At 65.6% G+C, this 26,696-nt stretch carries 21 protein-coding genes; 13 read left to right on the forward strand and 8 right to left on the reverse strand.

Features of this window, described 5'->3' with window-relative positions:
• Positions 1 to 3 precede the first annotated feature (3 nt).
• Complete coding sequence (locus I2488_RS13975) at positions 4 to 834, reverse strand: alpha/beta fold hydrolase (protein WP_214652378.1); 831 nt, start codon at positions 832 to 834, stop codon at positions 4 to 6.
• A 322-nt stretch (positions 835 to 1,156) separates the two neighbouring features.
• Between I2488_RS13975 and I2488_RS13980 the strand changes: the two genes are divergently transcribed.
• The 5 genes from I2488_RS13980 (at position 1,157) to I2488_RS14000 (ending at position 9,663) form a co-directional block, all read left to right on the forward strand.
• Entirely contained in the window at positions 1,157 to 1,798 is a 642-nt protein-coding gene (locus I2488_RS13980; RefSeq protein ID WP_246465665.1) for a response regulator transcription factor, read from the forward strand.
• Positions 1,788 to 4,778: a ligand-binding sensor domain-containing protein gene (locus tag I2488_RS13985; RefSeq protein ID WP_196276428.1), complete on the forward strand. Its 2,991-nt coding sequence runs from the start codon at positions 1,788 to 1,790 to the stop codon at positions 4,776 to 4,778. The genes I2488_RS13980 and I2488_RS13985 overlap by 11 nt, the downstream gene beginning before the upstream one ends.
• Before the next feature lie 156 nt (positions 4,779 to 4,934).
• The gene (locus tag I2488_RS13990) at positions 4,935 to 6,716 is read left to right on the forward strand and encodes a type I secretion system permease/ATPase (protein WP_214652379.1); all 1,782 of its coding nucleotides are present in this window, start codon (positions 4,935 to 4,937) and stop codon (positions 6,714 to 6,716) included.
• Complete coding sequence (locus tag I2488_RS13995) at positions 6,713 to 8,056, forward strand: HlyD family type I secretion periplasmic adaptor subunit (RefSeq protein ID WP_196276430.1); 1,344 nt, start codon at positions 6,713 to 6,715, stop codon at positions 8,054 to 8,056. The genes I2488_RS13990 and I2488_RS13995 overlap by 4 nt, the downstream gene beginning before the upstream one ends.
• 17 nt (positions 8,057 to 8,073) lie before the next feature.
• A complete protein-coding gene (locus I2488_RS14000; RefSeq protein ID WP_196276431.1) occupies positions 8,074 to 9,663 on the forward strand; it encodes a TolC family outer membrane protein in 1,590 nt (529 codons plus the stop codon).
• 216 nt (positions 9,664 to 9,879) lie between these two features.
• Here the strand turns inward: I2488_RS14000 and I2488_RS14005 are convergent, their stop codons facing one another.
• Together I2488_RS14005 and mutM are read right to left on the reverse strand one after the other, a co-directional pair.
• On the reverse strand, positions 9,880 to 12,489 hold the full coding sequence (locus I2488_RS14005; protein WP_196276432.1) for a beta strand repeat-containing protein: 2,610 nt from the start codon (positions 12,487 to 12,489) through the stop codon (positions 9,880 to 9,882).
• 651 nt (positions 12,490 to 13,140) lie between these two features.
• The gene (gene mutM, locus I2488_RS14010) at positions 13,141 to 13,953 is read right to left on the reverse strand and encodes a bifunctional DNA-formamidopyrimidine glycosylase/DNA-(apurinic or apyrimidinic site) lyase (RefSeq protein ID WP_196276433.1); all 813 of its coding nucleotides are present in this window, start codon (positions 13,951 to 13,953) and stop codon (positions 13,141 to 13,143) included.
• Between the two features lie 60 nt (positions 13,954 to 14,013).
• On the opposite strand from mutM, the gene I2488_RS14015 reads away from it, so the two are divergent.
• The 3 genes from I2488_RS14015 to I2488_RS14025 are packed head-to-tail and all read left to right on the forward strand — an operon-like array spanning position 14,014 to position 17,429.
• Positions 14,014 to 14,751, forward strand: coding sequence for a class I SAM-dependent methyltransferase (locus I2488_RS14015; protein WP_196276434.1), 738 nt, complete (start codon positions 14,014 to 14,016; stop codon positions 14,749 to 14,751).
• Positions 14,752 to 14,755: 4 nt separating this feature from the next.
• Positions 14,756 to 16,315 (forward strand): 2-polyprenylphenol 6-hydroxylase, encoded by a 1,560-nt coding sequence (ubiB, locus tag I2488_RS14020; RefSeq protein WP_196276435.1) that lies wholly within the window; start codon positions 14,756 to 14,758, stop codon positions 16,313 to 16,315.
• A gap of 13 nt (positions 16,316 to 16,328) precedes the next feature.
• A complete protein-coding gene (locus tag I2488_RS14025) occupies positions 16,329 to 17,429 on the forward strand; it encodes an acyltransferase family protein (protein WP_246465667.1) in 1,101 nt (366 codons plus the stop codon).
• Here I2488_RS14025 and I2488_RS14030 read toward each other — a convergent pair.
• Positions 17,426 to 17,824: a hypothetical protein gene (locus I2488_RS14030; protein WP_196276436.1), complete on the reverse strand. Its 399-nt coding sequence runs from the start codon at positions 17,822 to 17,824 to the stop codon at positions 17,426 to 17,428. The genes I2488_RS14025 and I2488_RS14030 overlap by 4 nt on opposite strands.
• A 101-nt stretch (positions 17,825 to 17,925) precedes the next feature.
• Between I2488_RS14030 and coaBC the strand changes: the two genes are divergently transcribed.
• Together coaBC and dut are read left to right on the forward strand one after the other, a co-directional pair.
• Positions 17,926 to 19,116: a bifunctional phosphopantothenoylcysteine decarboxylase/phosphopantothenate--cysteine ligase CoaBC gene (gene coaBC, locus I2488_RS14035; protein WP_196276437.1), complete on the forward strand. Its 1,191-nt coding sequence runs from the start codon at positions 17,926 to 17,928 to the stop codon at positions 19,114 to 19,116.
• A complete protein-coding gene (gene dut, locus I2488_RS14040; protein WP_196276438.1) occupies positions 19,103 to 19,570 on the forward strand; it encodes a dUTP diphosphatase in 468 nt (155 codons plus the stop codon). Before coaBC ends, dut begins: the two co-directional genes overlap by 14 nt.
• A 198-nt stretch (positions 19,571 to 19,768) precedes the next feature.
• Here dut and I2488_RS14045 read toward each other — a convergent pair whose 3' ends face one another.
• The 4 genes from I2488_RS14045 to secB all read right to left on the reverse strand — a co-directional run bounded on the left by I2488_RS14045 (position 19,769) and on the right by secB (position 23,810).
• Positions 19,769 to 20,503: a DUF4136 domain-containing protein gene (locus I2488_RS14045; protein WP_196276439.1), complete on the reverse strand. Its 735-nt coding sequence runs from the start codon at positions 20,501 to 20,503 to the stop codon at positions 19,769 to 19,771.
• A gap of 155 nt (positions 20,504 to 20,658) precedes the next feature.
• Entirely contained in the window at positions 20,659 to 21,678 is a 1,020-nt protein-coding gene (trpS, locus tag I2488_RS14050; RefSeq protein ID WP_196276440.1) for a tryptophan--tRNA ligase, read from the reverse strand.
• A 10-nt stretch (positions 21,679 to 21,688) separates the two neighbouring features.
• Positions 21,689 to 23,260, reverse strand: coding sequence for a murein biosynthesis integral membrane protein MurJ (gene murJ / locus I2488_RS14055; RefSeq protein WP_196276441.1), 1,572 nt, complete (start codon positions 23,258 to 23,260; stop codon positions 21,689 to 21,691).
• Between the two features lie 31 nt (positions 23,261 to 23,291).
• On the reverse strand, positions 23,292 to 23,810 hold the full coding sequence (gene secB / locus I2488_RS14060; protein WP_196276442.1) for a protein-export chaperone SecB: 519 nt from the start codon (positions 23,808 to 23,810) through the stop codon (positions 23,292 to 23,294).
• A 247-nt stretch (positions 23,811 to 24,057) separates the two neighbouring features.
• On the opposite strand from secB, the gene I2488_RS14065 reads away from it, so the two are divergent.
• The 3 genes from I2488_RS14065 to I2488_RS14075 are packed head-to-tail and all read left to right on the forward strand — an operon-like array spanning position 24,058 to position 26,538.
• On the forward strand, positions 24,058 to 24,732 hold the full coding sequence (locus tag I2488_RS14065; RefSeq protein ID WP_196276443.1) for a Tim44/TimA family putative adaptor protein: 675 nt from the start codon (positions 24,058 to 24,060) through the stop codon (positions 24,730 to 24,732).
• An 8-nt stretch (positions 24,733 to 24,740) separates the two neighbouring features.
• Entirely contained in the window at positions 24,741 to 25,958 is a 1,218-nt protein-coding gene (gene mltA / locus I2488_RS14070; protein ID WP_196276444.1) for an MltA domain-containing protein, read from the forward strand.
• 10 nt (positions 25,959 to 25,968) lie between these two features.
• The gene (locus tag I2488_RS14075) at positions 25,969 to 26,538 is read left to right on the forward strand and encodes a Smr/MutS family protein (protein WP_196276445.1); all 570 of its coding nucleotides are present in this window, start codon (positions 25,969 to 25,971) and stop codon (positions 26,536 to 26,538) included.
• Positions 26,539 to 26,696: the final 158 nt, after the last annotated feature.

Genomic DNA, 26,696 nt, shown 5'->3' on the forward strand with positions numbered 1-26,696 from the left:
GCATCAGGCCTTGATGAAGGCGAGCAGGTCGGCGTTGATCACGTCCGGATGGGTCGATGCCATGCCGTGCGGCAGTCCCGGATAGGTCTTGAGCGTGCCCTTCTTCACCAGCTTGATCGCCAGATGGGCGGAATCCGCGATCGGCACGATCTGGTCGTCCTCGCCGTGCATGATCAGCACCGGCACATCGATCTTCTTCAGATCCTCGGTGAAATCGGTCTCCGAGAAGGCCTTGATGCAATCGTAGTGCGCCTTGGCACCGCCCATCATGCCCTGCCGCCACCAGTTCTGGATCAGACCCTGGCTGACCTTCGCTCCGGGACGGTTGAAGCCATAGAAAGGCCCGCTCGGCACATCGAGGAAGAACTGCGCGCGATTGGCCACCAGAGCAGCTCGGAAACCGTCGAACACTTCCATCGGCAACCCACCCGGATTGGCTGCAGTCTTCAGCATGATCGGCGGTACCGCTCCGATCAGCACAGCCTTGGCGACGCGGCCCGGACGTGCGCGGGCGGCATAATGCGCCACCTCGCCACCGCCAGTCGAATGGCCCACATGAACCGCACCGCGCAGGTCGAGTTGATCGGTCAGCGCCGCAACGTCGGCGGCGTAAGTATCCATCTCGTTGCCGCTATCGGTCTGCGTCGAACGCCCGTGCCCGCGCCGGTCATGCGCAATGACGCGGAAGCCCTGGCCGAGGAAGAACATCATCTGGTTGTCCCAGTCGTCCGCGCTCAGCGGCCAGCCGTGGTGGAACACGATGGGTTGCGCGTCCTTCGGCCCCCAGTCCTTGTAGAAGATCTGCGTGCCGTCCTTGGTGGTGATGGTAGCCATCCTGCGTTCTCCTGAAGCGGGCATGTCCGGGGAATATGCGAGGGAGGGCATGGCGGTGAGCGCGGCTGCGACCGAACCCGCGGCCAGAAACTCACGTCTTTGCAATGCGATGCGCGGATCGTCCCGAGTGCTTGCCATGTCCGTTCCCCTTGCTGCGCCACAAGGGTGATCCGCATCGACGCAGGGCGATACACCCGGTCGGGGGAACCTCTTCCCCGCTTTCGGGTGGCTACCCACCACCCCGGGTTCGTGGTAATCCTCGTGCCGTGGCAAGCACTTGCCGCGGCCTTGGGGCCGCCGGCAGCATCTGTTGGGGACGATCTTGCAAACGCCGGCGGGCAGCGCTGACCCGATCCGCATTCTCGTTGCGGACGATCACCCGATCCTGCGTGAAGGCGTCGCTGCGATAATCGCGCTGCAAAAGGACATGGATCTGGCCGGAGAGGCCGCAACCGGCGTGCAGGCTGTCGAACTCTATGAGACGCTTCGCCCCGAGGTCGTGCTGATGGACCTGCGCATGCCGGAGATGACCGGCGTCGAGGCGATCGAAAAGATCCGCGCCATGCACCCCGAAGCCCGGATCATCGTGCTCACCACCTATTCGGGGGATGCCAAGGCCCTCGAGGCGATGCGCGCGGGCGCGGCAGGCTTCCTCTTGAAGTCCAGCCTCCGCCGCGAACTGCTCGATGCGATTCGCGCCGTCCATCGCGGCCAGCGCCACCTCCACCCCGACGTCGCGCAGGACATCGCGCTCCACGCCATTGAGGAATCGCTGACCACGCGCGAGATCGAGGTCCTCCAGATGATCGCGGGCGGCCACTCCAACAAGCAGGTGGCATGGAAGCTCGGCGTCGCAGAGGAGACCATCAAGTCCAATATCAAGAGCATCTTTGCCAAGCTCCGGGTCAATGACCGCACCCATGCCGTGACCACCGCCGCCAAGCGGGGCCTCATTGAGCTTTGACCCTGCGCCCAGGGCCATCGCCCGGCTGATCGCCATCGCGTTGGCCATCGCGACACCCGGCTCCGCCCAGCCTGCGGCATCACCCGAGGCAGACGCACAGGTCGCGCTGCACGGCTTCAAGATGCGCCACTGGTCGATCGAGGAAGGCGCCCCCAGCCGGATCAATGCCTTTGCCCAGACGCGCGACGGCTTCCTGTGGATCGGCGGTGTCGATGGCCTGGTGCGGTTCGATGGCCTGACCTTCGAACGCATCGGCCCACCCTCCACGAGCCCTGACCGCATCGTCGTCGCGCGCCTCCTGGTCTCGCGCGATGGCACGCTGTGGATCGGCCTTGCCCGCAAGAAGGGCATGCTGCTCTGGCGCAACGGACGGCTCGAAGATGCCCGCATGCCAAACCCGTCGCGCGAGGTGAACGACATCGCGCAAGGCCCCGATGGCTCGATCTGGGTCACTCGCGGAGGCCGTGCCGCGCTTTCGCTTGCACGATATGCCAATGGTCGCTGGACCGAGTTCGACGCCACCTCCGGTCTCCCGCCCGAGCCGGCCTGGAACCCGCTCTTTGCCCATGACGGCACGCTGTGGCTGACCACCGAAAGCGGCGTCTATCGGCGGCGACCCGGCGCATCCCGGTTCGAAAGTACCGGCATCACCACCGTCCCGCGCGCCACCCTGGCACAATCCGCAGATGGCACGATCTGGCTGACCGAGAAGGACCGCACGCGCCCCATCGCCAAGGGCACCACCCTCCTTCCGCCACAACCCGGCTTTCCGACGCCCTTCGCGATCCGGACACTGTTTGACCGGCAAGGTGATTTCTGGGGCGTGACCTGGAACGACGGCGCCTTCCACGCCCAAAATCTGCAACCGCGCGGTGCATCCACTGTGCAACGTTTCGGCACCGCCAACGGCCTGCTTTCCAAACCCTTGCGCGCACTGTTCGAGGATCGCGAGGGCAACATCTGGATCGGCGGCGAAATGGGCCTCAACATGCTCAGGCGCGTGCCCGTCGCGCCCGTCGCCGGCATTCCGGCCGATGCCGCCACGAACCACATGCTCGCCGTCGACCGTGACGGCGCGGTCTACATCGCCGACGATCACACGCTGTTTCGCGCTCTTCCGCACCAGGAACCGGCAAGACTGGCGCAGTCCGCCACCCAGTTGGAGGCAATCTGCGCAGCCAAGGGCGGCGGCGTCTGGATCATCCAGCGCGGGAACGCCTCCCTCATCCGCGACTCCGGCATCGCGGAGCGCGTGGCGCTCCCTGCCAGCTTCGCCGCCAACTCCTGCGCGCAGGACGGGGAGGGACGCCTCTGGCTTCCGGCTCTCCAGAAAGGCCTCTGGCTGGTTGAACGAGGCCGCGCACAGATCTTCCCCGGAACCCAGGGCGCGAGCGCCCTGCCCGGCAATGTCGTCGCTCTGGCTGATGGCCGCGCCGCCATCCATTTCCGCGCCAAGGCGCCAGGCAGCGCGACGCTGCCATTCGTCGCCCTGTCTGATGGAGCCAGTGCCGCAGAGGCGATCGAAGGCCTCCTGCCGCTGGGCGAGACACTGCTGACCAGCAACAGCGCCGGCCTGAGCAGTCCGCTCTCCGGAAGCCCCCTGCGCCTGCCCGCCGACCGCTACCCTTGGGCAGGATCGCTCAACGGCATGACCCAGACCGCCGATGGCGAGACTTGGGCAATCGGCGACATGGGCCTCGTCCGCCTGCGCTCGGCCGACTTGCGCCATGCCCTCGCGCACCCTCGCGCTGCCATCCCCTATCGCATCTTCGATTTTCGCGACGGCCTGTCGAGCTTCGTCCAGAAATCATCGGGCCTGCAGATCGTCACCGGCGGGGATGGCCGCATCTGGTTCGCCACGCGCGGCAATGTCTCCAGCATCGATCCTGCGCTGCTCGCCCGCAACACCAGCCCGCCGGATGTGATCGTGCGGGGCATCCGGACCGGGCCCGGCATGCCATTGCCGAGCGGGGTGCAACTGCCCTCCGGCACCACCCACGTCGAGATCGACTACACCGCCACCAGCCTCGCCGTGCCGGAACGCGTCCGCTTCCGCTACCGGCTGGACGGGGCACAATCTGCCTGGACCGAGACCACAGCACGCACGGTCAGCTTCAATGGCCTCGGCCCCGGTGCCTACCGCTTCGAACTGCTGGCTGCAAACGAGGAGGGCGTCTGGAGCAACGTCCCCGCCGCCGCGGAATTCACCATCGCCCGCGCCTTTCACCAGACCTGGTGGTTCCGCATTGCCGCCGCGCTTGCCACGGCGGGCCTGCTCTACGGCATCTATGCCCTGCGCCTTCGCCAGGTTGCCGCCCGCATTCGCAGCCGCATGATCGCCCGCACCGACGAGCGCGAACGCATCGCCCGCGAATTGCACGACACCATGATCCAGGGCGTCCAGGGCCTGATCCTGCGCTTCCAGGCGGTGGCTGACCGCTTCGCCGACGATCCCGAAACGCAAGCAGTACTCGTCCCCGCACTCGAGCGTGCCGAGGAAATGCTGGTCGAGGGACGTGAACGCGTGACCGGCCTGCGCCAGAACCATCGCCGCGATTTCCTCAAGGAACTGGCCAAGATCGTCTCCGGCGAGATCTATCCGCAGGAACTTCTGGCCCCGCTTGCCATCCAGCGCACTCCCCGCCCGATCACCCCTGCCCTGATCGACGACGTCCTCGCCGTCCTGGCCGAGGCGTTGAACAATGCCTCCTGCCATTCCCGGGCATCGCGGATCGAGGTCGGCATCCGCTATGGCCGCTCGGAGTTTTCCGCCTACGTCCGCGACAACGGCATCGGCATATCAAGCGAGATGCTCGAGAAGGGCAGTCCGCGCGGCCATTTCGGCGTCATCGGCATGCGCGAACGCATGGTCTCCATCGGAGGGCGGCTGCGCGTCGAAAGCGCCGAAGGCTTCGGCACAGCGGTCATACTTTCACTGCCCGCAAAGCTGGCTTACGCGACAAGACGCAAGCGTGCTTGACGCGTGGGCACGATCCCGGCACCCCCGTCCGGAGGGATCGGCCTGCCGGAAAAGCACACAAACCCCGATACATAAGCCATTCCCTTTTTGCGAACAGCCCTGCGGCTCGCCGGCAATCGAGATGCAATCGCGCCCTGCGAAGTTTTCAGTGGCAGCATGAACTTATATTCATTATCCCGTAAACCCGAGGGCGGGGGCAATGGCGTGAATCGACAATATCTAAAGTTATTTCTTGCAAGATATCGCTCGTCAGCACTTCTCGTTCTGGCAGCAAGCGTTTTCATGAACGTGCTGGTCTTTGCCGGCACCATCTACATGATGCTTGTCTACGATTCCGTATTGCCCAGCCGCAGTATCCCGACTCTGGTCGGCCTCTTCGCGCTCGTCGTTCTTGTTTACCTTTTTCAGATGCTGTTCGAAGCGATCCGCGGCGAAGCCATGCTTGCGGTGGCAAATGGCGTGCACGACGATCTCTTTTCCGCCGTCCACCATGCCACCACCACGCGCCCCTTGCTTGCCGGACCTGACAAGGGCGACGGCCTGCAGCCCATCCGCGATCTCGACGCAATCCACACCTTCCTCGCTGGCCCCGGCCCGATCGCGCTGTTCGACCTGCCCTGGGTGGTCGTCTTCCTGATCGTCCTTGCCTGCCTGCACTGGTGGCTGGGTCTTACCGCGCTCGCCGGCGTCATTGTCCTGGCCGGAATCACCGTCTGGTCCAACAGCCGCACCACCGCCGCCACTCGCGAACTGCAGACCGTGATCGGCCAGCGCTCCGCTGCCGCGCAGGCCGAAATCCGCAATGCCGAAGCCTCGCGCGCCATGGGCATGCAGGACCGCCTCGTCGCGCGTACTGCCTCGTGGGAGGGCATGTTTCTCGACACGCAATCGCGCCTGTCCCGCCTCGTTTCACGCTTTGGTGGCGCAGGGCGCACCTTCCGCCTGTTTCTCCAGTCGCTGATCCTTACCGTTGGCGCCCTGCTGGTGATCGACGACAAGGCCAGCGGCGGCGTCATCCTCGCCTCCTCGGTGCTCTCCGGCCGCGCCCTCGCCCCGGTCGATCAGGCCATCGCCAACTGGCGCGGCTTCGTTGCCGCCAGCACCGGCTGGGACCGCATCATCCAGTCCATAACGGTCTTCCGCAAACCCCAGCCCCGCTCGATCGTGCTCGGTGCACCGTCCGGCGAATTCACCATGCGCGATCTCTGGGTTGCCCCGCCCGGCACGCAGCGCATGACAGTCCAGGGCGTGAGCATGACCATCAAGCCGGGGCAGGCTCTCGCGATCATCGGGCCAAGCGCTGCCGGGAAGACCTCACTGATGCGGGCCATGCTCGGCATCTGGCGGCCCAACCGCGGCGAAGTCCGGCTTGACGGCGCCACGCTTGACCAGTGGGATCCGGAAGACCTCGGCCGCTACATCGGCTACGTGCCGCAGACCGTCGAACTGGTCGAAGGGACGATCGGCCAGAACATCAGCCGCTTCGATCCCGCTGCCACGTCCGAAGGCGTCGTCGCCGCCGCGCGTGCTGCCGGCATGCACGAGATCATCCTCGGCCTGCCCGACGGTTATGAAACCCAGCTCAGCGCCGGTGGCGTCGAACTCTCCGCCGGACAGCGCCAGCGCATCGGCCTCGCCCGCGCGCTCTATGGCGAACCGTTCATCGTCGCGCTCGACGAGGCCAACTCGAATCTCGACGCCGCCGGAGACCTCGCGCTCGCCAATGCCATCACAGACGTGCGCCGCCGCAACGGTATCGTCGTGATGATCACCCACCGCCCGGCAACGCTCGGCCCGATCACCCACATCGCCGTGCTGGCTGGCGGCCGCCTGTCCGATTTCGGGGAAAAGGAGGAGGTCATGAAGCGCCTTGCCGCTCCGCCTGCGGGCAAGGGGAAGCCGCGCCCGGTCGGATCGCAGAAGGAGGCCACTGCGTGAATCTCCCTGTCGTCGTCGGCAGCGATGCGCTCCTGCCGGTTCCGTGGTCCGAGGATTCCCCGCCGCCGCGCCCCGGTCGGCTTCTGCGGCGCCTCGCCATCGCATCGGGCGCGCTGTTCCTCGTGCTGTTCGGCATGTCCATGTTCATTCCGATCGGCGGCGCCGTCATCGGCACGGGTCAGGTCGGCGTGCAGTCGCGGGTCAAGCGCATCGCCCATCCCACCGGCGGCGTGATCGCGCAGATCTCGGTAACCAACGGCGAACATGTCACCGAAGGCCAGATCCTGATGCGCCTCGATGACCGCGTCACCGGGGCCGACGCCACCTATTCCAGTCTCACCGTCGAACAGTTGCTCGCCCAGCGCGCCCGGCTCGAGGCTGAACGCCTCGGCCTCGGCGGCATCAGCTTCCCGCCCGAACTGCTCAACGCCAAGACCGACAGCGCCCGCAAGGCCATGGCCGACGAGGAGCACCTGTTCCGCATGCGCAGCACCGAAGTCGGGCAGGTCCGCGCCCAGCTCGGCGCGCGCGTCAACCAGTACCAGCAGGAAATCCGCGGCATCGAGGCGCAGATCGCCTCGCTCCGCCAGCAGCGCAGCCTGATCGAGCCTGAACGCCAGGGCGTGAAGGACCTGTGGGACAAGCAGCTCGTCACGATCAACCGCCTCAACCAGCTCGAACGCACCGCGGTCGATCTCGATGGCTCGGTCGGCGCGCTGAACGCCCAGATCGCCCAGGCCCGCGCCCGCATCACCGAGGCCAACGAACAGGCCGTGCAGGTCAGCCAGCAGCGCCGCGTCGATGCCGGCACCGAACTCGCCCAGGTCAACACCGCGCTCAACCAGCAGCGGTTGCGCAGCGTTGCCGCCAGCGACCAGCAGGACCGCAGCGAAATCCGCGCGCCCTATTCCGGCACGGTCGAGAAGATCGCCTTTGCCGCCATCGGCGATGTCGTGCGCCCCGCCGAGCCGATCATGGAAATCGTGCCCGACAAGGACGTCATGGTGGTCGAGGCGGCGGTCAGCCCCGCCGACATCGATCAGGTGGTCAAGGGCCAGAACGCCCGCGTGCGCTTCTCCGCGTTCAACCGCGCAGCAACGCCCGAAATCACCGGCAAAGTCGTCTACGTCGCGACCGACCGCACCGAAAATCCCGAATCGCGCGCCTCGTTCTACATGGTCCGCATCGCGGTGAACCAGGACGAGATCCGCCGTGAGCGGCTCGACCTGCGCAGCGGCATGCCCGCCGAAATCTACATCGAGACCGGCTCGCGCTCGCTGCTTTCCTATCTGACCAAACCGCTGCGCGACCAGTTCCTGCGCGCATTCCGCGACAATTGACCTGAACCGGGGGGATCATGGGCAAGACTTACACGGCGGCACTCATTGCCGCGCTTCTGGGCAGCACTGCGCTGCCAATCCCGGCCGGTGCGCAGCAGAGCACAGAAGGCAGCTTCGCCTACGCACCGGAACTCGCGCCCGAAACACCCGCTGACTTGCGCGACGAGCTATCGGCGCAAACGCCGGTTGCATCGCTCTCCGCAGCGTTGCGCCGCGCCTATTGGGGCAATCCCACCCTTCAGGCCCAGCGCGCGGCGGTACGCGGCGTCGACTGGCGCGTGCCCCAAGCCCGCGCCGCCTATGGCCCCCGGCTAAGCGCGTCGGGCAGCTATGGCTGGCAGCGCGACAATTTCGAGACCGCGCCGGGTGATTACACCCCGCTCAGCGGCTGGTCGACCACCGCACAGGCCGTGCTGACGCAGCCGCTGTTCACATTCGGCCGCAATGCCGCAGCGGAGCAATTCGCCCTCGCCCAGCGTGAATTCCAGGGCAACGTGCTGCGCTCGTCCGAACAGCAGACCATGCTCGATGCGATCACTGCCTATGTCGCTGTGCTGCGCGATCGCGCCGGTGTCGGCATCGCGCAGGACAACCTCGATCTGCTCGAACGCGAGCTGGTCGACAACCAGGCCCGGCTCAAGGCGCGCGAGGTCACCTCGTCCGATCTGCAGCAGGTCGAAACCCGCGTCGATCTCGGCCGCGCCCAGGTGCTGTCGGCCAAGCGCGCCATTGCCGGGAGCGAGGCCCTGTTCGTGCGCGTGATCGGGGCGCCTGCTTCGCCTGCGGCGGCCGCACCCAATCCGCTGTCGCTTCCGGTGCGCACGCTGGAAGAGGCCTATGCCTATGCCGAGGCGCACAATCCGGTGCTCTTTGCCGCACAGGCGCGCGAGAAGGTCTCGCGCGCGCAGGTTGCCAGCGCCCGCGCCGATCTCGCCCCGCGCGTCGATCTGCGCGCAGCGGCCGATTACGGCACGACCTCGCCCTATTCGAACACCCTGCGCCAGAACACGCTGCGCGGCGAAGTGCTGGTCACTGCGCCGCTGTTCGAAAGCGGGTTGCGCCGCTCGCGCGTGTCCGAGGCCGAGGCTCTGAACGACGCCGACTGGCGCCTGATGGACGCCGCCATGCGCGAGAACCGCGCCGCCATTGCCGATGCCTGGAGCGACTGGCAGGCCCAGACCGGCGCGATCGCGCGGCTCGGCGATGCGGTCGAATCCGCCCGCAAGGCCTATGACGGCGCGCTCCTGCAGGAACGCGCAGGGCTTCGCACCACGCTCGACGTGCTCGACCTCGCCCGTGAACTGCTCTCGGCGCGCAGCTCCTACAACAGCGCTATTGCCAACGCCACGATCGCCAAGGCGCGCCTGCTCGCCGCGATGGGCTCGCTCGAATATGGCTGGCTACTGCCGGACGAGGCGCGCTACGATGCCGACGGCCACTTCCAGGACGTCCGCCGCAAGGGCGACGTCCCGCTGCTGACGCCGCTGTTCCGCGCCATCGACCACACCGTCGCCGGCGGCGGCGCCCCCCGCCCCTTGCGCGATCCCAGCGCCAAAGTCGCCACGCCGGGCTTTACGCTGACCGAAGGTCCAGACGCGCAGAAGTAGCGCAGCCGCGCATTCACAGCCTCCAGTCCCGCGTGATCGGGGCCGACCCTCACGACCATAGCCGCACAGTCCCGGTCGGGACGCTCGGTCGTTGCACAGGCGTGCCTCGCTCACGCATGGCGGCTACGAAGCTCCATGCGATCCGGGCAAACAACCCAAACGAAAAGGCCGGCGGTTTCCCGCCGGCCTTCCGAATGCGACCCCGAAGGGTTGGTATCAGAGAGTGAAGTCTGCAGCTGCCAGCGAGGTGACGCTGCCGGTGATGTCGAACCAGAACTCGGCGGTGCTGGTGTCACCATTGGTGTCGGCGTAGACGTGCAGCGTGGTGCCATCCACGGCATACCAGATGCCGTTCGCAATTGCGGTGGTGCCACCAAATGCGAACGCCTGATCGCCGGCAAGACTGCCATTCGCATCGATCGCCGAGACATCGATCTTTTCCGGGTTACCGGCAAAATCGGTGATCGTGTCACCACGGTCGTTCACGGACAGGAACTTGAAGGTGTCGGTGCCAGTGCCGCCGGTGTTGGTATCGGCGCCGTAGCCGCCGATCAGCGTGTCGTTGTTGTTGTCACCGTTGAGGGTGTCGTTGCCCGAACCACCGTAAAGCGTATCGTTCTGCGCACCGCCGTTAAGGGTGTCGTTGCCGGAACCGCCATAGAGCGTGTCGTTGGCATTGAGGCCGTTGATCGTATCGTTGCCGCCGCCGCCATAGAGCGTGTCCGCCGTGTTGCCGTTGGCACCGTCGATTGTCTGATTTGCAGAAGTCGCAGCAACACCGTTGCTGCCAACGCCGTTGTCATTGTCGTTCGGGTCAGCGGTGGTGACCACCGGCGCAAGCGTCGGTGCATCGTTGGCGCCGTTGATCGTCACGACCACGTTCTGGCTGGTGGTGCCGCCGTGGCCGTCCGAAACGTTCACCGTGAAGGTATCGGTACGGGTATCGCCGCTGTTCAGCGCCTGCACGTTGGCTTGGCTATTGGCGAGAGTATATTCCCACGCGCCAGTCGAGGAATTGACCGAGATCGAGCCATAGGTGCCAGCGGTGCTGGCGGCCGAGTAGGTCAGCGTGTCACCATCGACATCGTTCGCGGCAACCGTACCGTTGGCCTTGAGCGTGCCGTCCTCCGTCACCGAACCGGTCTGGGCGGCGCTGGTGATGGTCGGGTCGTCGTTCACGCCATTGACCGTGATCGTCACGTCCTGCGTGGCGGTCGCGCCATGATCGTCGGTGACCGTGACCGTGAAGGTCTCGGTTGCGGTCTCGCCCGCGCCAAGGCTCTGCGCCGCCGCGTTGTCGATCGTGTAGGTCCACTCACCATTGGCCGCGACCACGAAGGCACCATAGGCGCTGTCCTCGCTGCCCGAGTAGGTCGCAGTAGCGCCGTTGTCGACGTCGTTCGAAGTGACTGCGCCCGTTGCCGTTGCCGTGCCATCTTCGGTGACCGAACCCGCCTGCACACCGCTGGTGATGGTCGGAGCATCGTTGGTGCCGGTAACGGTGATCGTCACGTCCTGCGTGGCGGTCGCGCCATGGTCGTCGGTGACGGTGACAGTGAAGGTCTCGGTCGCGGTCTCGCCTTCGGCAAGGCTCTGCGCGGCCGCGTTGTCGAGGGTGTAGCTCCAGGTACCGTCCGCCGCCACGGCAAACGCGCCGTAGGCACCATCAGCATCGCCCGAGTAGGTTGCCGTCGCGCCATTGTCGACGTCGCTGGAAGTCACCTGACCGGTCGCGGTCAGCGTACCGTCTTCGGCAACGTCACCCGACTGCGCTTCGCTGGTGATCACCGGAGCATCGTTGGTGCCGGTAACGGTGATCGTCACGTCCTGCGTGGCAGTCGCGCCATGGTCGTCAGTGACCGTAACCGTGAAGGTCTCGGTGCGGGTTTCACCCTCGGCAAGGTTCTGCACCGAGCCGTTATCCAGAGTGTAAGTCCACTTGCCATCGCTGGCCACGGCAAACGCCCCGTAGTCACCATCAGCATCGCCCGAGTAGGTTGCCGTCGCGCCATTGTCGACGTCGTTCGAAGTCACCTGACCGGTCGCGGTCAGAGTACCGTCTTCGGCAACGTCACCCGCCTGCGCACCGCTGGTGATGACCGGAGCATCGTTTGTGCCGGTGATGGTCACCTTGACGTCCTGCGTGGCAGTGCCGCCGTTGCCGTCGCTGACGGTAACCGTGAAGGTTTCGGTCTTCGTCTCGCCAGCGGCAAGGCTCTGCGCCGCCGAATTGTTCAGCGTGTAGAGCCAGGTTCCGTTCGCCGCGTTGACAGTGAACGCGCCGTACTGGCTGGTGGCGTTGCCCGAATAGGTCGCCGTTGCACCATTGTCGATGTCGGTCGAGGTCACCTGACCGGTTGCGGTCAACTGGCCGTCTTCAACCACCGAACCGGACTGAATCTGGCTGGTGATCACCGGCGCATCGTTGGAACCGGCAATCGTCACGTTGACGTTGGCGGTGCTTAACGTGCCGTTTGCCATCCTGGCGGTGTACTGCACGGTAAAGGTGATCGACTGGCCCAGCGCCAGCTTGTCCGAGTCGTAGCCGCCAAGATCGAACGAGATCTTCCCGTTCTCGATCTTCATGTTGCCGGTGCCCGAGACCGAGCCGCCATAGTTGAACGTGGTCGAAAGGACCTGCGCCATCTGGCCGCTGGTGCTGCTGACGGTCGTCGGCGCACCGATCGACCAGAGCGTGGCGGAGCCGGGGTCATTCGCCAGAACGTCAAGCGACCAGCTGTCGGTCGCGCTTTCGCCCAGGTTGAAGACGTCGTCCTTCGCGGCATTGTTTGTTACCGCGACCTTAACCGTAGTCTTTGCAGCCATTTTCCCTGTCCTGCGCTTGGCCGCAGGATCGGCATGGATCCCGGTCGGCCTGATTCATAGCTGGCGATCAGGGAAACCCCTGATTTCCATAACGATTTTTGCGAGCCCCACTTACATAAACGTTTCTTAATCCGAGTCGTAAACAATACTTATAAAAACAACAAGCTCGTTAACTAAATATGCTTAGGTTATAGCAATAGATAACTTTGGTTATAGGCCGCCGAATAATCAAAATACTTCAGAATGACGAGAAATATTGTCCAATCATCTCGGGCAATTTATCGAACTTTTTATAACATCCACTGTCACTATCAGGCACTCATTCTGACGTTTTTCAATGATGATCTTCGACATCTCCAACCTTTACAAGATATTTTCTATGAAATCAGACAGTCTTTATTTCATGTAGGCCACCTACTTTCATGCCTGTAAGCGCACTGCCGAGTAGCAAAAAGTAATCTTATCTTCACCATTGTGGACTGATTTTCGTAATCTCCAGACGGAAACGCCCGTCTGGCCGGACGTGCGCCACAGGCAGCGGAAACGCTTCGCTGCAAAAGCAGCAGCTTGCGCAGCGCCAACCCGGCTCAGGCCGGTTAACCACAAGTTTCAAGGATGTTTTCGCCTGAAGTCCGAAACGGACCGGTCAGGCTATTTCTGGCACTTCGGACAGAAGAAGCTCGAGCGCCCGCCCTGCACGATGCGCTCCACCGTGCCGCCACACGCGCAAGGCTCGCCCTCGCGACCGTAGACGTTGAAGTCCTTGGCAAAGTAGCCGAGTTCCCCATCGGGACGGGCGTAATCGCGCAGAGTCGATCCGCCTGCCACGATCGATTCCTCGAGAACTGCCTTGATCGCCGGCACCAGCAGTTTCAATTCGGCAGGCTTCACGCGCCCACCTTCGCGCGCCGGATGCACCCGCGCACGATATAGGGCCTCGCAGACGTAGATGTTGCCCAGACCCGCCACGATGCGCTGGTCGAGCAGCAGCAGCTTCACCGCCGCGATGCGATCCTTGAAGGCCCCGGCCAGCAGCTTTGGCGTAAGATCGGGCCCCAGCGGCTCCGGCCCCAGGGCAGCAAACGGTGGCCAGCTTTCCAGCTTGTCGCTGTCGACAAGGTCCACGGAACCAAACCGCCGCGCATCGTTCAATGACAGGACCCGGCCTTCCCCGGTCTCCAGAACCAGGTGATCGTGCTTGCCGATGTCTTCCGGATCGATTCGCCAGCGCCCCGACATGCCGAGGTGGAACACCATGGTCCGCTCGCGGTCGGTATGGATCAGGCCATACTTGGCTCGCCTCGAAAGGCCGGTCACCCGCGCGCCCGTCAGCGCCTGCGCCAGATCGACCGGGAACGGCCGCCGCAGATCGGCGCGGTTCACCCTCACGCTGCGGATGACCTGCCCATCGAGCACGGTTGCAAGGCCACGGACGGTCGTCTCTACTTCTGGTAATTCCGGCATATCCCCTTCACCCCTATCAGTCTTTGCCGTCCGGGCAATTCCCCACTAAAGGGCCAAGGCATGACCGCATCAGAAACAGCATCTTTCGGCTACGAAGACATCCCGGCAGAAGAGAAGGAAGGCCGCGTCGGCGCGATCTTCTCGAACGTCGCGCGCAAGTACGACGTGATGAACGATGCCATGTCGGTCGGCATGCACCGCCTGTGGAAGGACAAGTTCGTCAAGAGGGTCCGCCCCCAGCCGGGCGAGGCGATTCTCGACATGGCCGGCGGCACCGGCGACATCGCCTTCCGCATGGCCAAGCATGGCGCGCAGATCACCGTGTCGGACATCAACCAGGACATGCTCGACGTCGGCATCGAACGTGCTGGCAAGCGCGGGCTTGAGGGCCTCGAATGGTCGCGCCAGAACGCCGAGGAGCTGACCTTCCCGACCCGCGTGTTCGACGCCTACACTATCGCTTTCGGCATCCGCAACGTCACGCACATCGACCGCGCCCTTGCCGAAGCGCACCGCGTGTTGAAGTTCGGCGGCCGCTTCTTCTGCCTCGAATTCTCGACCACCGAGTGGCCCGGGTTCTCGGAAATCTACGACGCCTATTCGCACAAGCTGGTCCCCAAGCTCGGCCAGATGATCGCAGGCGACGAGGATTCCTACCGCTACCTCATCGAATCGATCCGCCGCTTCCCGACGATGCCGGAATTCGAGAAGATGATTCAGGCCGCCGGGTTCAAGCGCACCCGGGTCGAACCGATCCTCGGTGGTCTCGTCGCGATCCATTCGGGGTGGAAGGTCTGATCCTTTGACCCTGCCCGCCACGCATATCCGCCGCCTGCTCGGCTGGGGCCGCACGCTTGCCCGGCACGGCGCACTGCGCGGGATCGAGTCTGACCCGAACACCCCCGCGCCGGTCCGCACCCTGTGCAAGGTTGCCCGCTTCGGCACGATCCAGCCGAAGACTCCTGACTATGCCGGTGCCTTCCGCGCCATCGGCCCGGCCGCGATCAAGCTCGGCCAGACCCTCGCCACCCGCCCCGACCTTGTCGGCGAAGAAGCCGCGCACAACCTGCTCGCCCTGCAGGACCAGCTCCCCCCGGTCGACTTCGCCCTGATCCGCGCCGAGATCGAACGCTCGTTCGAAAAGCCGCTGGAAGCACTGTTCTCCTCGTTCGATCCGGTTCCGGTCGGCGCAGCCTCGGTCGCACAGGTCCACCGCGCCGTCACCACCGAAGGCCGCCACGTCGCGGTAAAGATCCTGCGACCCGGCGTGCGCGAGAAGTTCGCCCGCGATATCGACACCTACGAATGGGCCGCCGCCCATCTCGAAGGCCTGGGCGGCGAGGCTTCGCGCCTGCGCCCGCGCATGGTCATCGCCAACTTCAAGCGCTGGACCGTCCGCGAACTCGACCTGCGCCGCGAAGCCGCCTCGGCCTCGGAACTGGCCGAGACGATGCGCGCCCACGCCGGCTATCGCGTGCCCGCCATCGACTGGGACCGCACCAACGGCCGCGTGATGACGCTCGACTGGATCGATGGCGTCAAGATCAGCGACGTCGAAGCGCTTGACGCCGCAGGGCATGATCGCAAGGCCCTCGCCCAGCGCCTCGTCCTCGCTTTCCTCACCCAGGCGATCAACGGCGGCTACTTCCACGCAGACATGCACCAGGGCAACCTGTTCGTCGAACCCGATGGCACCATCGTCGCCATCGATTTCGGCATCATGGGCCGGATCGACCGCCGCGCCCGCCAGTGGCTCGCCGAAATCCTCTACGGCCTGACCACCGGCAACTACCGCCGCGTCGCCGAAATCCATTTCGAGGCGCAATACGTGCCGAGCTACCACTCGGTCGACGAATTCGCCACGGCCCTGCGCGCGGTGGGCGAGCCGATGCGCGGCAAGCCGGTCAGCGAACTCTCCGTCGGCCAGATGCTCGACGGGCTCTTCGCCATCACCCGCGATTTCGACATGCAGACCCAGCCGCACCTGCTGCTGCTGCAGAAGACCATGGTCATGGTCGAAGGCATCGCCACCCAGCTCGATCCCGAGATCAACATGTGGGAAACCTCGGCCCCGTTCGTCCGCGCCTGGGTGCGCGATGAACTCGGCCTCGAGGCCGCGATTGCGGATCGCGTGCGCGAGGATGCACAGACCCTGCTGCGCATTCCCGACCTCATCCGCCGCATCGAGGATCGCTTCCCGCCCAAGGGCGGCGCGCCCGAAGCGCCGCCGCTGCCCAAGGTCGAACTGATGTGGCAGCGCAAGCGCCGCAAGCGCGGGACCGGCTTGCTTGGCCAGTTCCTCACCTTCCTCGCCGGCGGCGCCCTCGTCATCGGCACCCACGCCCTTGGCTGGTGGGGCTGAGAAGACCGCTCCCTTGAGTAACGACCTTTCGCACCTGCGCTTGCCCAAGCGCCACTTCCACGCGCTCGACCTGTCGCGCCTGCTGGCCGCGATCATGGTGCTGTTCTGGCACTACCAGCACGTGTTCGTGCCACCGGTGCCGTATCACGTGAACGTCAACCGCGCGATCCAGCCGTGGTACGAAGTGCTGTCGTGGCTCTACAACCACGGTCACACCGCCGTGCAGTATTTCTGGGCCGTCTCGGGCTTCGTCTTCGCCCACGTCTATCTTGCGGACATCGACTACAAGGCGCGCTTCTGGCCGGCGCGCATTGCCCGCCTCTGGCCGCTGCACCTGCTGACGCTGGGCCTGATGGCGATCCTGCAGGGCATCTACGTCGCCCGCACCGGCACCGAGTTCATCTATCACACCAACGATCTCAAGCACTTCCTGCTCTCGATCCCGCTGATGCAGTACTGGGGCTGGCAGGATAACCAGTCATTCAACGGCCCGTCGTGGTCCTTGTCGACCGAGATCCTCGCCTACCTCGTGTTCTTCGTCAGCATCCCCGCCCTGCGCCGCGCGCCGCTGGCGCTGTCGCTGCCGCTAGGCGCGCTGCTGCTTTATGGCATGCTGAAGGGCCTGCCCAACAAGGACGTGCTCGCCTGCATCGGCTACTTCATGCTCGGCTGCGCAGCCTATGGGGCGACGCTGAAAGGCTGGCTGCGCCCGGCCACCCTCCTGCCCTTGGGGCTGGCCCTGCTGGCGAGCGCCTTCATGCTCAAGGCCAACTACCGCAGCGGTGATGCTGCGACGATCACCGGCACGTTCGCGGTCCTGTTCCTCACGCTGGCGCTCGACCTCAATGATGAAAGGGGCCGCCTCCAGTTCGGCCAAAAGCTCGGCGATGCGTCCTACGGCATCTACCTCTGGCACATCCCGATCCAGCTGACGCTCGTGCTGATCATCGATGCCATGGGCCTCACGCGCGACATCGCCCGCCAGCCGTGGTTCCTGATCCTCTTCGTCACCCTCGCCATCGCCGCAGGCTTCATCAGCCACGCCAAGTTCGAACGCCCCGCCCAGCGCGCGGTGTTCGCTCTGTGGGGGCGGTGGAAGTCGCGTTCGGCCTAGCCCGCGATTTCCTCCAATCGGTGGTGCGGCAGCATCCGCCACGCCGCCAGCATCAGCACGACATGCGCAGCCTCGACAGCCATCGGCACCGGCCAGCCGGGATAGGCTCCGGTCACCACCAGATCGATCGCGCGGCCCACGAACGAGGTGCCGAACAGCAGCGCCGGGACCAGCATCAGGTCGGCGTTCCTGCGCCACGCGCCCCACATCATGCAGAATGCGGCCACGCCGAAGAACGAGGTGAAGTCCGCGCGGATCGTCGAGACACCGCCCACCCCGGTCGCTGCGATGCCGAACCCGGTTGCCGCCTGCTCCGGCCCGGTCAGGAAGCCGATCGCCAGGAACAGGTCGAAAAGCCCCGCAAGGAATACCAGCGCCGTCAGTATCAGTCTCATCACTCGATCCCCCGTTATGGTTTGGGACAGACTGTGCCCCAACGCGTTCCCTCGCGCAAAAGGATTGCGCGATCCTGCCCGCCATTGCACAAGCCGCAGCCATGAAGGGTACACGCATCCTGCTCATCATTGGCGGCGGCATCGCGGCCTACAAGTCGTGCGAACTCGTCCGCCTGCTGCGCAAGGAAGGCGCGGACGTCACCTGCGTGCTGACCGAGGGCGGATCGCACTTCGTCACCGCGATGACGCTGGCCGCGCTTTCGGAAAACCCTGTCCACACCACGCTGTGGGACCTCAAGAACGAGGTCGAGATGGGCCACATCCAGCTCTCGCGCCAAGCCGACCTCGTCGTCGTCTGCCCCGCCACGGCAGACCTCCTGGCGCGCATGGCTGGCGGCATCGCCAACGATCTGGCGACCACCCTCCTCCTCGCCACCGACAAGCCGGTGCTCGCCGTGCCCGCCATGAACGTGCGCATGTGGCAGCACCCCGCCACCCGGCGCAACGTCGCCACCCTGCGCGGCGATGGCGTGACCGTGATGGAGCCCGACGAAGGCGCGATGGCCTGCGGCGAATTCGGCCCCGGCCGCCTGCCCGAACCGCCCGAGATCTGCGCAGAAATTGCGCGGCAACTCGGCAGGGCGGCCAAGCCCCTCACCGGCAAGCACGTCCTCATCACCGCAGGCCCCACGCACGAACCGATCGACCCGGTGCGCTACATCGCCAACCGCTCGAGCGGCAAGCAGGGCTACGCCATCGCCGCCGCCGCCGCGCGGGCGGGCGCAAAGGTCACCCTCGTCTCCGGTCCGGTCAACCTGCCGACGCCACAGGGCGTCACCCGCATCGACGTCGAGACCGCGCGCGAGATGGCCGCCGCCGTCGACGCCGCGATCCCCGCCGACGTCGCGATCATGGTCGCCGCCGTGGCCGACTGGCGCAGCGCCGGAGAAGCGGCGCAGAAGATCAAGAAGGACGGCTCCGGCGCGGTTCCGCCGCTGCAACTGGTCGAAAACCCCGACATCCTCGCCACCCTTTGCAAGTCCGAGCGCCGCCCGCCGCTGGTCGTCGGCTTCGCTGCCGAAACCAACGACGTGCTCGATCACGCCCGCGCCAAGCTCGCCCGCAAGGGTGCCGACTGGATCGTCGCCAACGATGTCGCCACGCACAAGATGGGCGGTGAAATGAACGTCCTCCACATCGTCAGCGCGAGCGGCGTCGAGACCCTGCCCGAACTCCCCAAGGACGCGGCAGCCGCGCTCCTGATCGAAAGAATCGCCGATGCACTCGCCTGAAGTCCCCGTCCTGCTCAAGCGCCTGCCCCATGGCGAGGGCCTGCCGCTACCCGCCTATGCCACCGATGGCGCAGCCGGCATGGACGTGGTCTCGGCCGAAGACGTCGATCTTGCTCCCGGCGCACGCCATGCGGTCGCCACCGGCCTGTCGATGGCGATCCCCGCCGGCTACGAAATCCAGGTCCGCCCCCGCTCCGGCCTCGCGCTCAAGCACGGCGTCACCGTCCCGAACACGCCGGGCACCATCGACAGCGACTATCGCGGCGAATTGAAGGTCATCATGATCAACCTCGGGCCTGAGGTCTTCTCGATCCGCCGGGGCGACCGCGTGGCGCAACTCGTCCTCGCCCCGGTAACGCGCGGCACCTGGCTCGAGGTCGAGGAACTCGACGAGACCACCCGCGGCGAAGGCGGCTTCGGCTCCACCGGTGGATTGGCGGCGCTCAAGGGCTGAATGCCCACCCCCAACCCCTCCCGCGTGCGGGAGGGGAGTCGAAAGACCTGCTCTTTTGCCCTCCCGCAGGCGGGAGGGCCGGGAGCCTTGGCCTTGCGCAGCAAGGCTTAGGCGGACGGGGTGGGCATCCAACTTCAGGACAAACAAAAAGGCCCCGCATCGCTGCGAGGCCCTTTGCAAAAAACGGCGTGAAGAAGCTCAGTCGACCTTCTTCACCGTCTTCTTTTCCGGCGCGATCGAGATCCTCACCGTTTCCCCGTTGTTGCCGGGGAAGTCGGTGAACATCGCCTCGACGAGGTTCGGCACGACGTAGGACAGGCGGTTCGACGAAGAGGCGGCTTCCGCCTTGCCCTCGAACAGACGCTTGCCGTCGGCGCGGCGGTCGATCTTCAGGTCCATGCCCGAGGTATAGACGGTCACCACGTCAACCCCGCCAGCGCCCCAGCCGGGACCGCCGAAGAAGAACGGATCGTTCCATCCCCAACCCCAGCCGCCGCCGACAAAGCCACGACGGCCCCAGCCACGACCCCAACCCGGGCCCCAGCCGCCCCAGCCACCCCAACCGCCCCAGAACGGGTCGGCAAAGCCGGTGGAGCGAACGCGGTCGCGCCCGCCATCGATGCCATAGTCGAACTTGACCAGCAGGTCCGCGTTCTCGGGAGCTGCCGGCTGATAGCCCAGCTTCTCCATCTGCTTGCCGACGAGCGAGGCATACTGCGCAAACTCGAGGCCACCGGCATCCTTCGGATCGTCGGCGACGACGGCAAAGGTCTGCCCGGTCGGCGCCGGCAGTTGCGCCTGAAAGCGCTTGACGTCGGCCTTGAACGGGGTGGTGCAACCAGCGAGCGAGACGAGCATCAGCGAGACCGCCGACAGCCCGAGCAGACGACGCTTGCCGGAAGAAGAGGGCTTCACTTGCGAAACGGAATTCATCCTTGCGACTCCTGTTATGCGCCCGCCGCCCCTTGCCAGACGCACGCACTGCATAGCATGCCGTCTTTTTGGACGGGAAGTGCTGAATGCACGTTGAATGGTGCCTGCAACATATGTTGCAGGCCCGTAATCTTTTGCAACGAAGCTGCGAAAAATCAGCCTCTTACGAGGCCGAGCGCCTGATAGGTCTTCGCCAGCGTCGGTGCAGCCAGATCCCGCGCCTTCAACGCGCCCTTGGCCAGAATCGCATCGAGCGCCTCACCATCCTCGCGCAGCTGGCGATAACGCGCCGCCATCGGCGACAGCGTCTCGACCAGCAGTTCGCCCAGCGCGGGCTTGAACTGGCCAAAGCCCTTGCCCTCGAACTGCGCCAGCACCTCGGCCGGGGTAATCCCTGCCATTGCCGCAAAAATACCGACAAGGTTGTTGGCTTCAGGCCGCCCTGCCAGCCCCTCGACCGTGCCCGGCAGCGGCTCGGGATCGGTCTTGGCCTTCTTCACCTTCTGCATGATCGCATCGGCATCGTCGGTCAGGTTGATGCGGCTCATGTCCGAAGGGTCGGACTTGCTCATCTTGGCCGAACCATCGCGCAGCGACATGATGCGCGCGGCCTCGGGCGGAATGATCGGATCGGGCAGCGTGAACAGCGGTGCGTCCTCTGCACAGAAGTCGTTGTTGAACTTCTGCGCGATGTCGCGTGCGAGTTCCAGGTGCTGCTTCTGGTCCTCGCCCACCGGAACGTGCGTCGCCTGATAAAGCAGCACGTCCGCCGCCTGCAGTACAGGATAGGTGAACAGCGCCACGCTCGCGCCCTCGCGGTTCTTGCCCGCCTTGTCCTTCCACTGCGTCATGCGGTTGAGCCAGCCCATCCGCGCGGTGCCGTTCAGCAGCCATTGCAGTTCGGCATGGGCGGGAACCTGCGCCTGGTTGAACAGGACAGACTTGTCGGGATCGATCCCGCACGAAACCAGCGCCGCCACCATTTCGCGGGTGTTGGCGGCGAGTTCCGCCGGGGAATGCGGCATCGAGATCGCGTGCAGATCGGCAAGGAAGTAAAGGCACTGCCCGCCCTTGGCCGACCACTCGTCCTGCATGCGCACCCAGTTCCGGATCGCACCCAGGTAATTGCCGAGGTGGAGATTGCCGGTGGGCTGGATGCCGGAAACGATACGCATTTCAGTGCCTTCAGTTGGAGCGGCGACGCCGCAGGAGAAGCTTCAAGTCGTCCACCCGGAAAGCCCCGGTCAGGACGGCAGCGAGGCCATAGACGACGACCCCGGCGGTGACCAGTGCGCCCATCGCCGCGATGCGCAAGGTCCACGTGCCATGGACATAGGGCATGACCAGCCCCTGCCCCGCCCACAGCACCGCGCCCATCGCCAGCGCCGCCAGCGCCAGCCGCATCGTACGCCGCTTGAGCCGCGCATCGGCGGCAAAGTGCCCGCGCTTGACCAGCGTGTGATAGAGCAGCCAGACGTTCACCGTCGAGGCAATCGCGGTCGCCAGCGGCGGCCCCATGTGCCTGAGCGGCACGATCAGCGCCAGATTGCCGACAAGGTTCACCACCATCGAGATCGTGGCATAGCGCACCGGCGTCTTCGTATCCTGCCGCGCGTAGTATCCCGGCGTCAGCACCTTCACCAGAATGTAGCTCGGCAGCCCGATCGAGAACGCCGCCAGCGCCTGCGCGGTGAAGTGCGTGTCATTGGCGTCGAACTTGCCATAGCCGAACAGCGCCGCCGCAATCGGCTCGCCGCACAGCACCAGCGCCACCGTGGCGGGCAGCGTCAGCAGCAGCGCCAGCTCCATGCCCCGGTTCTGCGTCTCCATCGCCGCCGCGTCCTCGCCCCCGCCCAGCTGGCGCGAGATCGTCGGCAGCAGCACCGTGCCAAGGCCGATGCCGATCAGCCCCAGCGGCAGCTGGTTCAGCCGGTCGGCCATGTAGATGTAGGTAACCGAGCCATGGTCGAGCAGCGATGCGGCAAGCGCCGTCGAGATCACCAGATTGATCTGCACCGCCCCCGCACCCGCCGCCGCCGGCAGGATCAGCTTGAGCAACTGCTTCACTTCCGGCGACAAACGCGGCCGCCGCAGCCGCAACTTCACGCCGTTTTTCCGGCAAGCCCACGCCAGCCACAGCAGCTGCAACGCGCCCGAAACCGAGACCGCAATCGCCTGATTGCGCGCGGTCACCAGCGGATCGTCGGAATGGAACCCCAGCAGCGCCACGATCAGCGTCAGGTTCAGCAGGATCGGCGCCGCCGCGTTGACCCAGAATTTGCCCAGCGAGTTGAGAATCCCGCCAAACAGCGAGACGATGCTGATCAGCATCAGATAGGGGATCGTCCAGCGCGACAGTTCCACCGCATAGGCGAACTGCTCGGCGCTCACCCCGTTGAACCTGCCCGACAAAAGCAGCGTGACCGGCCAGGCGAAGACCTCCAGCACCACCGTCATGAACAGCAGCACCGGCAGCAGCACCGCCAGCGCAGCCTCGGCAAAGTCCAGCCCGTCACGCAGGCCTGCGCCTTCCGGGTCGGCGACCTTCTTGTTGAACATCGGGATGAAGGCGCTGGCAAACGCGCCTTCGGCAAACAGTGCGCGGAACATGTTGGGCAGCCGGAACGCCACCAGAAACGCGTCCGAAGCAAACGCCGCGCCGACAAACCGCGCAAACAGACTGTCGCGCACCAGCCCGAGGATACGGCTGAGCAAAGTCAGCCCGCCAATCGAACCGGTGGCCTTGAGCAAGTTCATGGCCTTCGCTCCATGGCCACCGGTTGTAAGATCAGGCCTGACCCGCCGGAGTCGCCTCGGCAGTTGCCTGGGCCTGCGCCAGCTGCTGCATGTACAGGCCGGTGAAATCGATCGGCTCGAGCATCAGCGGCGGGTAACCGGCATCGCGCACGGCATCGGCAACGATGCGGCGGGCGAACGGGAACAGGATGCGCGGACCTTCGGCGAACAGGAACGGGTGGGCCTGGTCGTCCGGCACGTTGCGCATGCCGATCAACCCGCAATAGGCCAGCTCGACGATGAACGCCGTGCCCTGCGCGCCCTTCGAGGTCACGTTGATCTTCAGCTCGATCTCGTGGATCTCCGGCTGGATCGCGCGGGCCGAGATGTTGAAGTCCACCGCGATGTCGGGCGCTTCGGTCCACTGGTAGGATTCCGGCGCATTCGGGTTCTCGACCGACAGGTCCTTCACGTACTGCGAGATCAGGCCGATCGCAGGCGAAGTGTCCTCGCCGTTCGGCACCGGACCATCAAGGTTGAGATTCGAAATGATGTTGCCTTCGTCGGCCATATCAGACGTGCTTTCTGTGTGGGTTTCCCTTGGCCGCGCGCCTAGCATCATGGCCAGAAGGCCGCAATCCGCCTTTATCTGGCGCACGAAGGCCACAACCCGGCGAGATTCTTCGCCCCGGTATCCGCCCAAAGGGCCATGCACGCGTTGTTCATTTGTAATCCGTACCTATTTGAGGCACGTTGGCATGACGCCATGCACTCAGGGCTTCCGATCCTGGGCCGTGGACAGTTCGGGAATCTTGCGCGTGATTGTTCAAATTGTGATCCTGGCGATGATTGCGGCCTTCCTCGGCCTGCGCCTCTACTCCGTCCTCGGCCGCCGGCCCGAGCATGACGAGGAGCCGATGCGCCGCCGGATCGAACAGCCCGACCCTTCGGCCAAAACGCAAGCGCCGATCCAGCAGCAGGGCGGTTCCGCCGCCCCGCGCCCGCGCGAACTCGCAGCGCCCGCACCCAGCACATTCGACAACAGCGCCGAGGCCGGCGTCCGCGCGATCATCTCGGCCGACCGCCGCTTCGATCTCGCGCAGTTCCTTGCAGGGTCCAAGGGCGCCTATTCGATGATCCTCGAAGCCTTCTGGCGCGGCGACAAGGACGAGCTGCTCCAGCTCTGCGACGCTGACGTCTACGAAGGTTTCAGCGCCGCGATCGATGCCCGCACCGCCGCTGGCGAAGTGATCGACGCTCGCGTCATCCGCATCGAGGAAGCGCGCATCGTCGCCGCCTCGATCGAAGGGCAGACCGCGCGCATCACCGTCCGCTTCCTCGCAGACATCGCCTCGGTCACCCGCAACGCGGAAGGGCAGGTCATCGCCGGCTCGCTTGACGATGCGATCGAAGCGCGCGACCTGTGGACCTTCCGCCGCGACCTCACCTCGCGCGATCCCGACTGGCTGCTCGACGAGACCGACGAGGCCTGAGGCTTCAAGTGAAAGCTTCTACGAAGTTCGGCAAAGATAAGAGCGCTGCGATCATCGCGGCGCTCTTTCTGCTTGGCGGCTGCGTGCGTCTCGTGCCCGAAACTACCGGCCCCCGCCCCGTCACCCCGCCGACGCCGCCAACCGTAAAACCCGCCAATGCCGCATTAACCGGCGTCATGCGCGGCCCCGTCACCGCAGGCCTCGGCTTCAAGCCTGACAACACCGCCGCCGCGCTGCAGGCCTTCGTCACCTCCTGCCCACGCGTCACGAAGCGCACCGACAACACCGGACTCACCCGCCCCGAGGACTGGGCGCCTGCCTGCGCCGCCGCGCCGACATGGCCTGCGGGCGAGGCCGCGCGCTTCTTCACCACCTATTTCGAAACCGCCGAAGTCGGCGACGGCGCGGCCTTCGTCACCGGCTATTTCGAGCCCGAGATCGCCGGATCGCGCACCCGCCAGCCGGGTTACGAAGTGCCCGTCTATGCCCTGCCGAAGGACCTCGTCCGCGCCAGGCCGGGCGACGCGCAGCCGCAGCCCGATGGCAGGATGCCATGGGGCCGTTACGACGATGCCGGCGTCTTCACCCCCTACTACGACCGCGGCCAGATCGAGGACGGCGCCCTTCAGGGCAAGGGCCTCGAGATCGCCTGGGCCGCCGACAGGATCGAATTCTTCTTCCTCCAGATCCAGGGTTCGGGACGGCTGCGCACGCCCGATGGCAGCGTGATCCGCCTCGGCTTTGCCGGGCAGAACGGCTACCCCTACACCGGCATCGGCTCGCTGATGCGCGAGCGCGGACTGATCGGGTCCTCCCCCGGCCAGTATTCCGGCTCGATGCAGGGCATCCAGCAATACCTGCGCGATTTCCCCGATGCGGGCGACCAGCTGATGCGCCAGAACCGCAGCTATGTCTTCTTCCGCGAGCTGACCGGCCCCGGCCCGGTCGGCGCGCTGAACGTGCCCATCGCCGGGAAAAGCACCGTCGCGGTCGACCCTGCCTTCGTGCCGCTGGGCGCACCGGTCTGGCTGCAGGTAGACCGCAAGGAAGCCAGCGGCTTGTGGGTCGCGCAGGACACCGGCGGCGCAATCCAGGGCGCCAACCGCTTTGACAGCTTCTGGGGCGCAGGCCCCGAAGCCCGCCAGATCGCTGGCGGCATGAGCGCCAGAGGCCGCGCCCTCATCCTCCTGCCGAAGGGGACGCTGGCGCGTCTCGGCCAGCAGTGAGAGTCCGATAGTGGCAAGGGCTCCCAGAGGCCTCTCCCCGGAGGAGGCCGACCTGTGGAACAAGGTCGCCGCCACGATCACCCCGATCCACCCGCCGCGCCCCAAGGCCAAAGCGGTGGAACCCGCGCTCGCCACCACGCTCCCACCCCCACCCGCCAAGCGCATAAAAGGCCGCGTCCCCCCGCCGCTCCCCACGCCCGCGCCAACCCCGGTCGCCCGCCCACTGCAAAACCACGGCCTCGATTCCACCTGGGACCGCAAGCTGTCGCGCGGCCCCATCACCCCGGACGTAACCATAGACCTCCACGGCCTCACCCTCGACGCCGCCCACACACGCCTCAATGCCAGCCTGTCGCAAGCCCTCGCCATGGGCGCCCGCGTCATGCTCCTCATCGCCGGCAAACCCCGCCCCCACGACGCCCAGGACGACCGCGGCAACCGCCGCGGCGCCATCCGCGCCAAACTGCTGGACTGGCTCGCCCACAGCCCCCACGCCAGCCAAATCGCAGCCGTACGCCCCGCACAGCCGAGGCACGGCGGGGCGGGTGCGGTCTACATCGTCCTGCGCAAAGGCCGCTGAAGCGCCCAAATCCTCCCCATTTTCACCGCAGGTGCAAATGGGGAGCAACCGTCTTGTTATGCGGTCCATGGTTGGTTGTTTTTGACCATGGCGTTGAGAGCGCAGATGAGTTTGCGCATGATGGCGATGAGGATGACCTTTGGCGGTTTTCCGGCGTC

The sequence above is a fragment of the Novosphingobium jiangmenense genome, from assembly GCF_015694345.1.
GTDB classification, from domain to species: domain Bacteria; phylum Pseudomonadota; class Alphaproteobacteria; order Sphingomonadales; family Sphingomonadaceae; genus Novosphingobium; species Novosphingobium jiangmenense.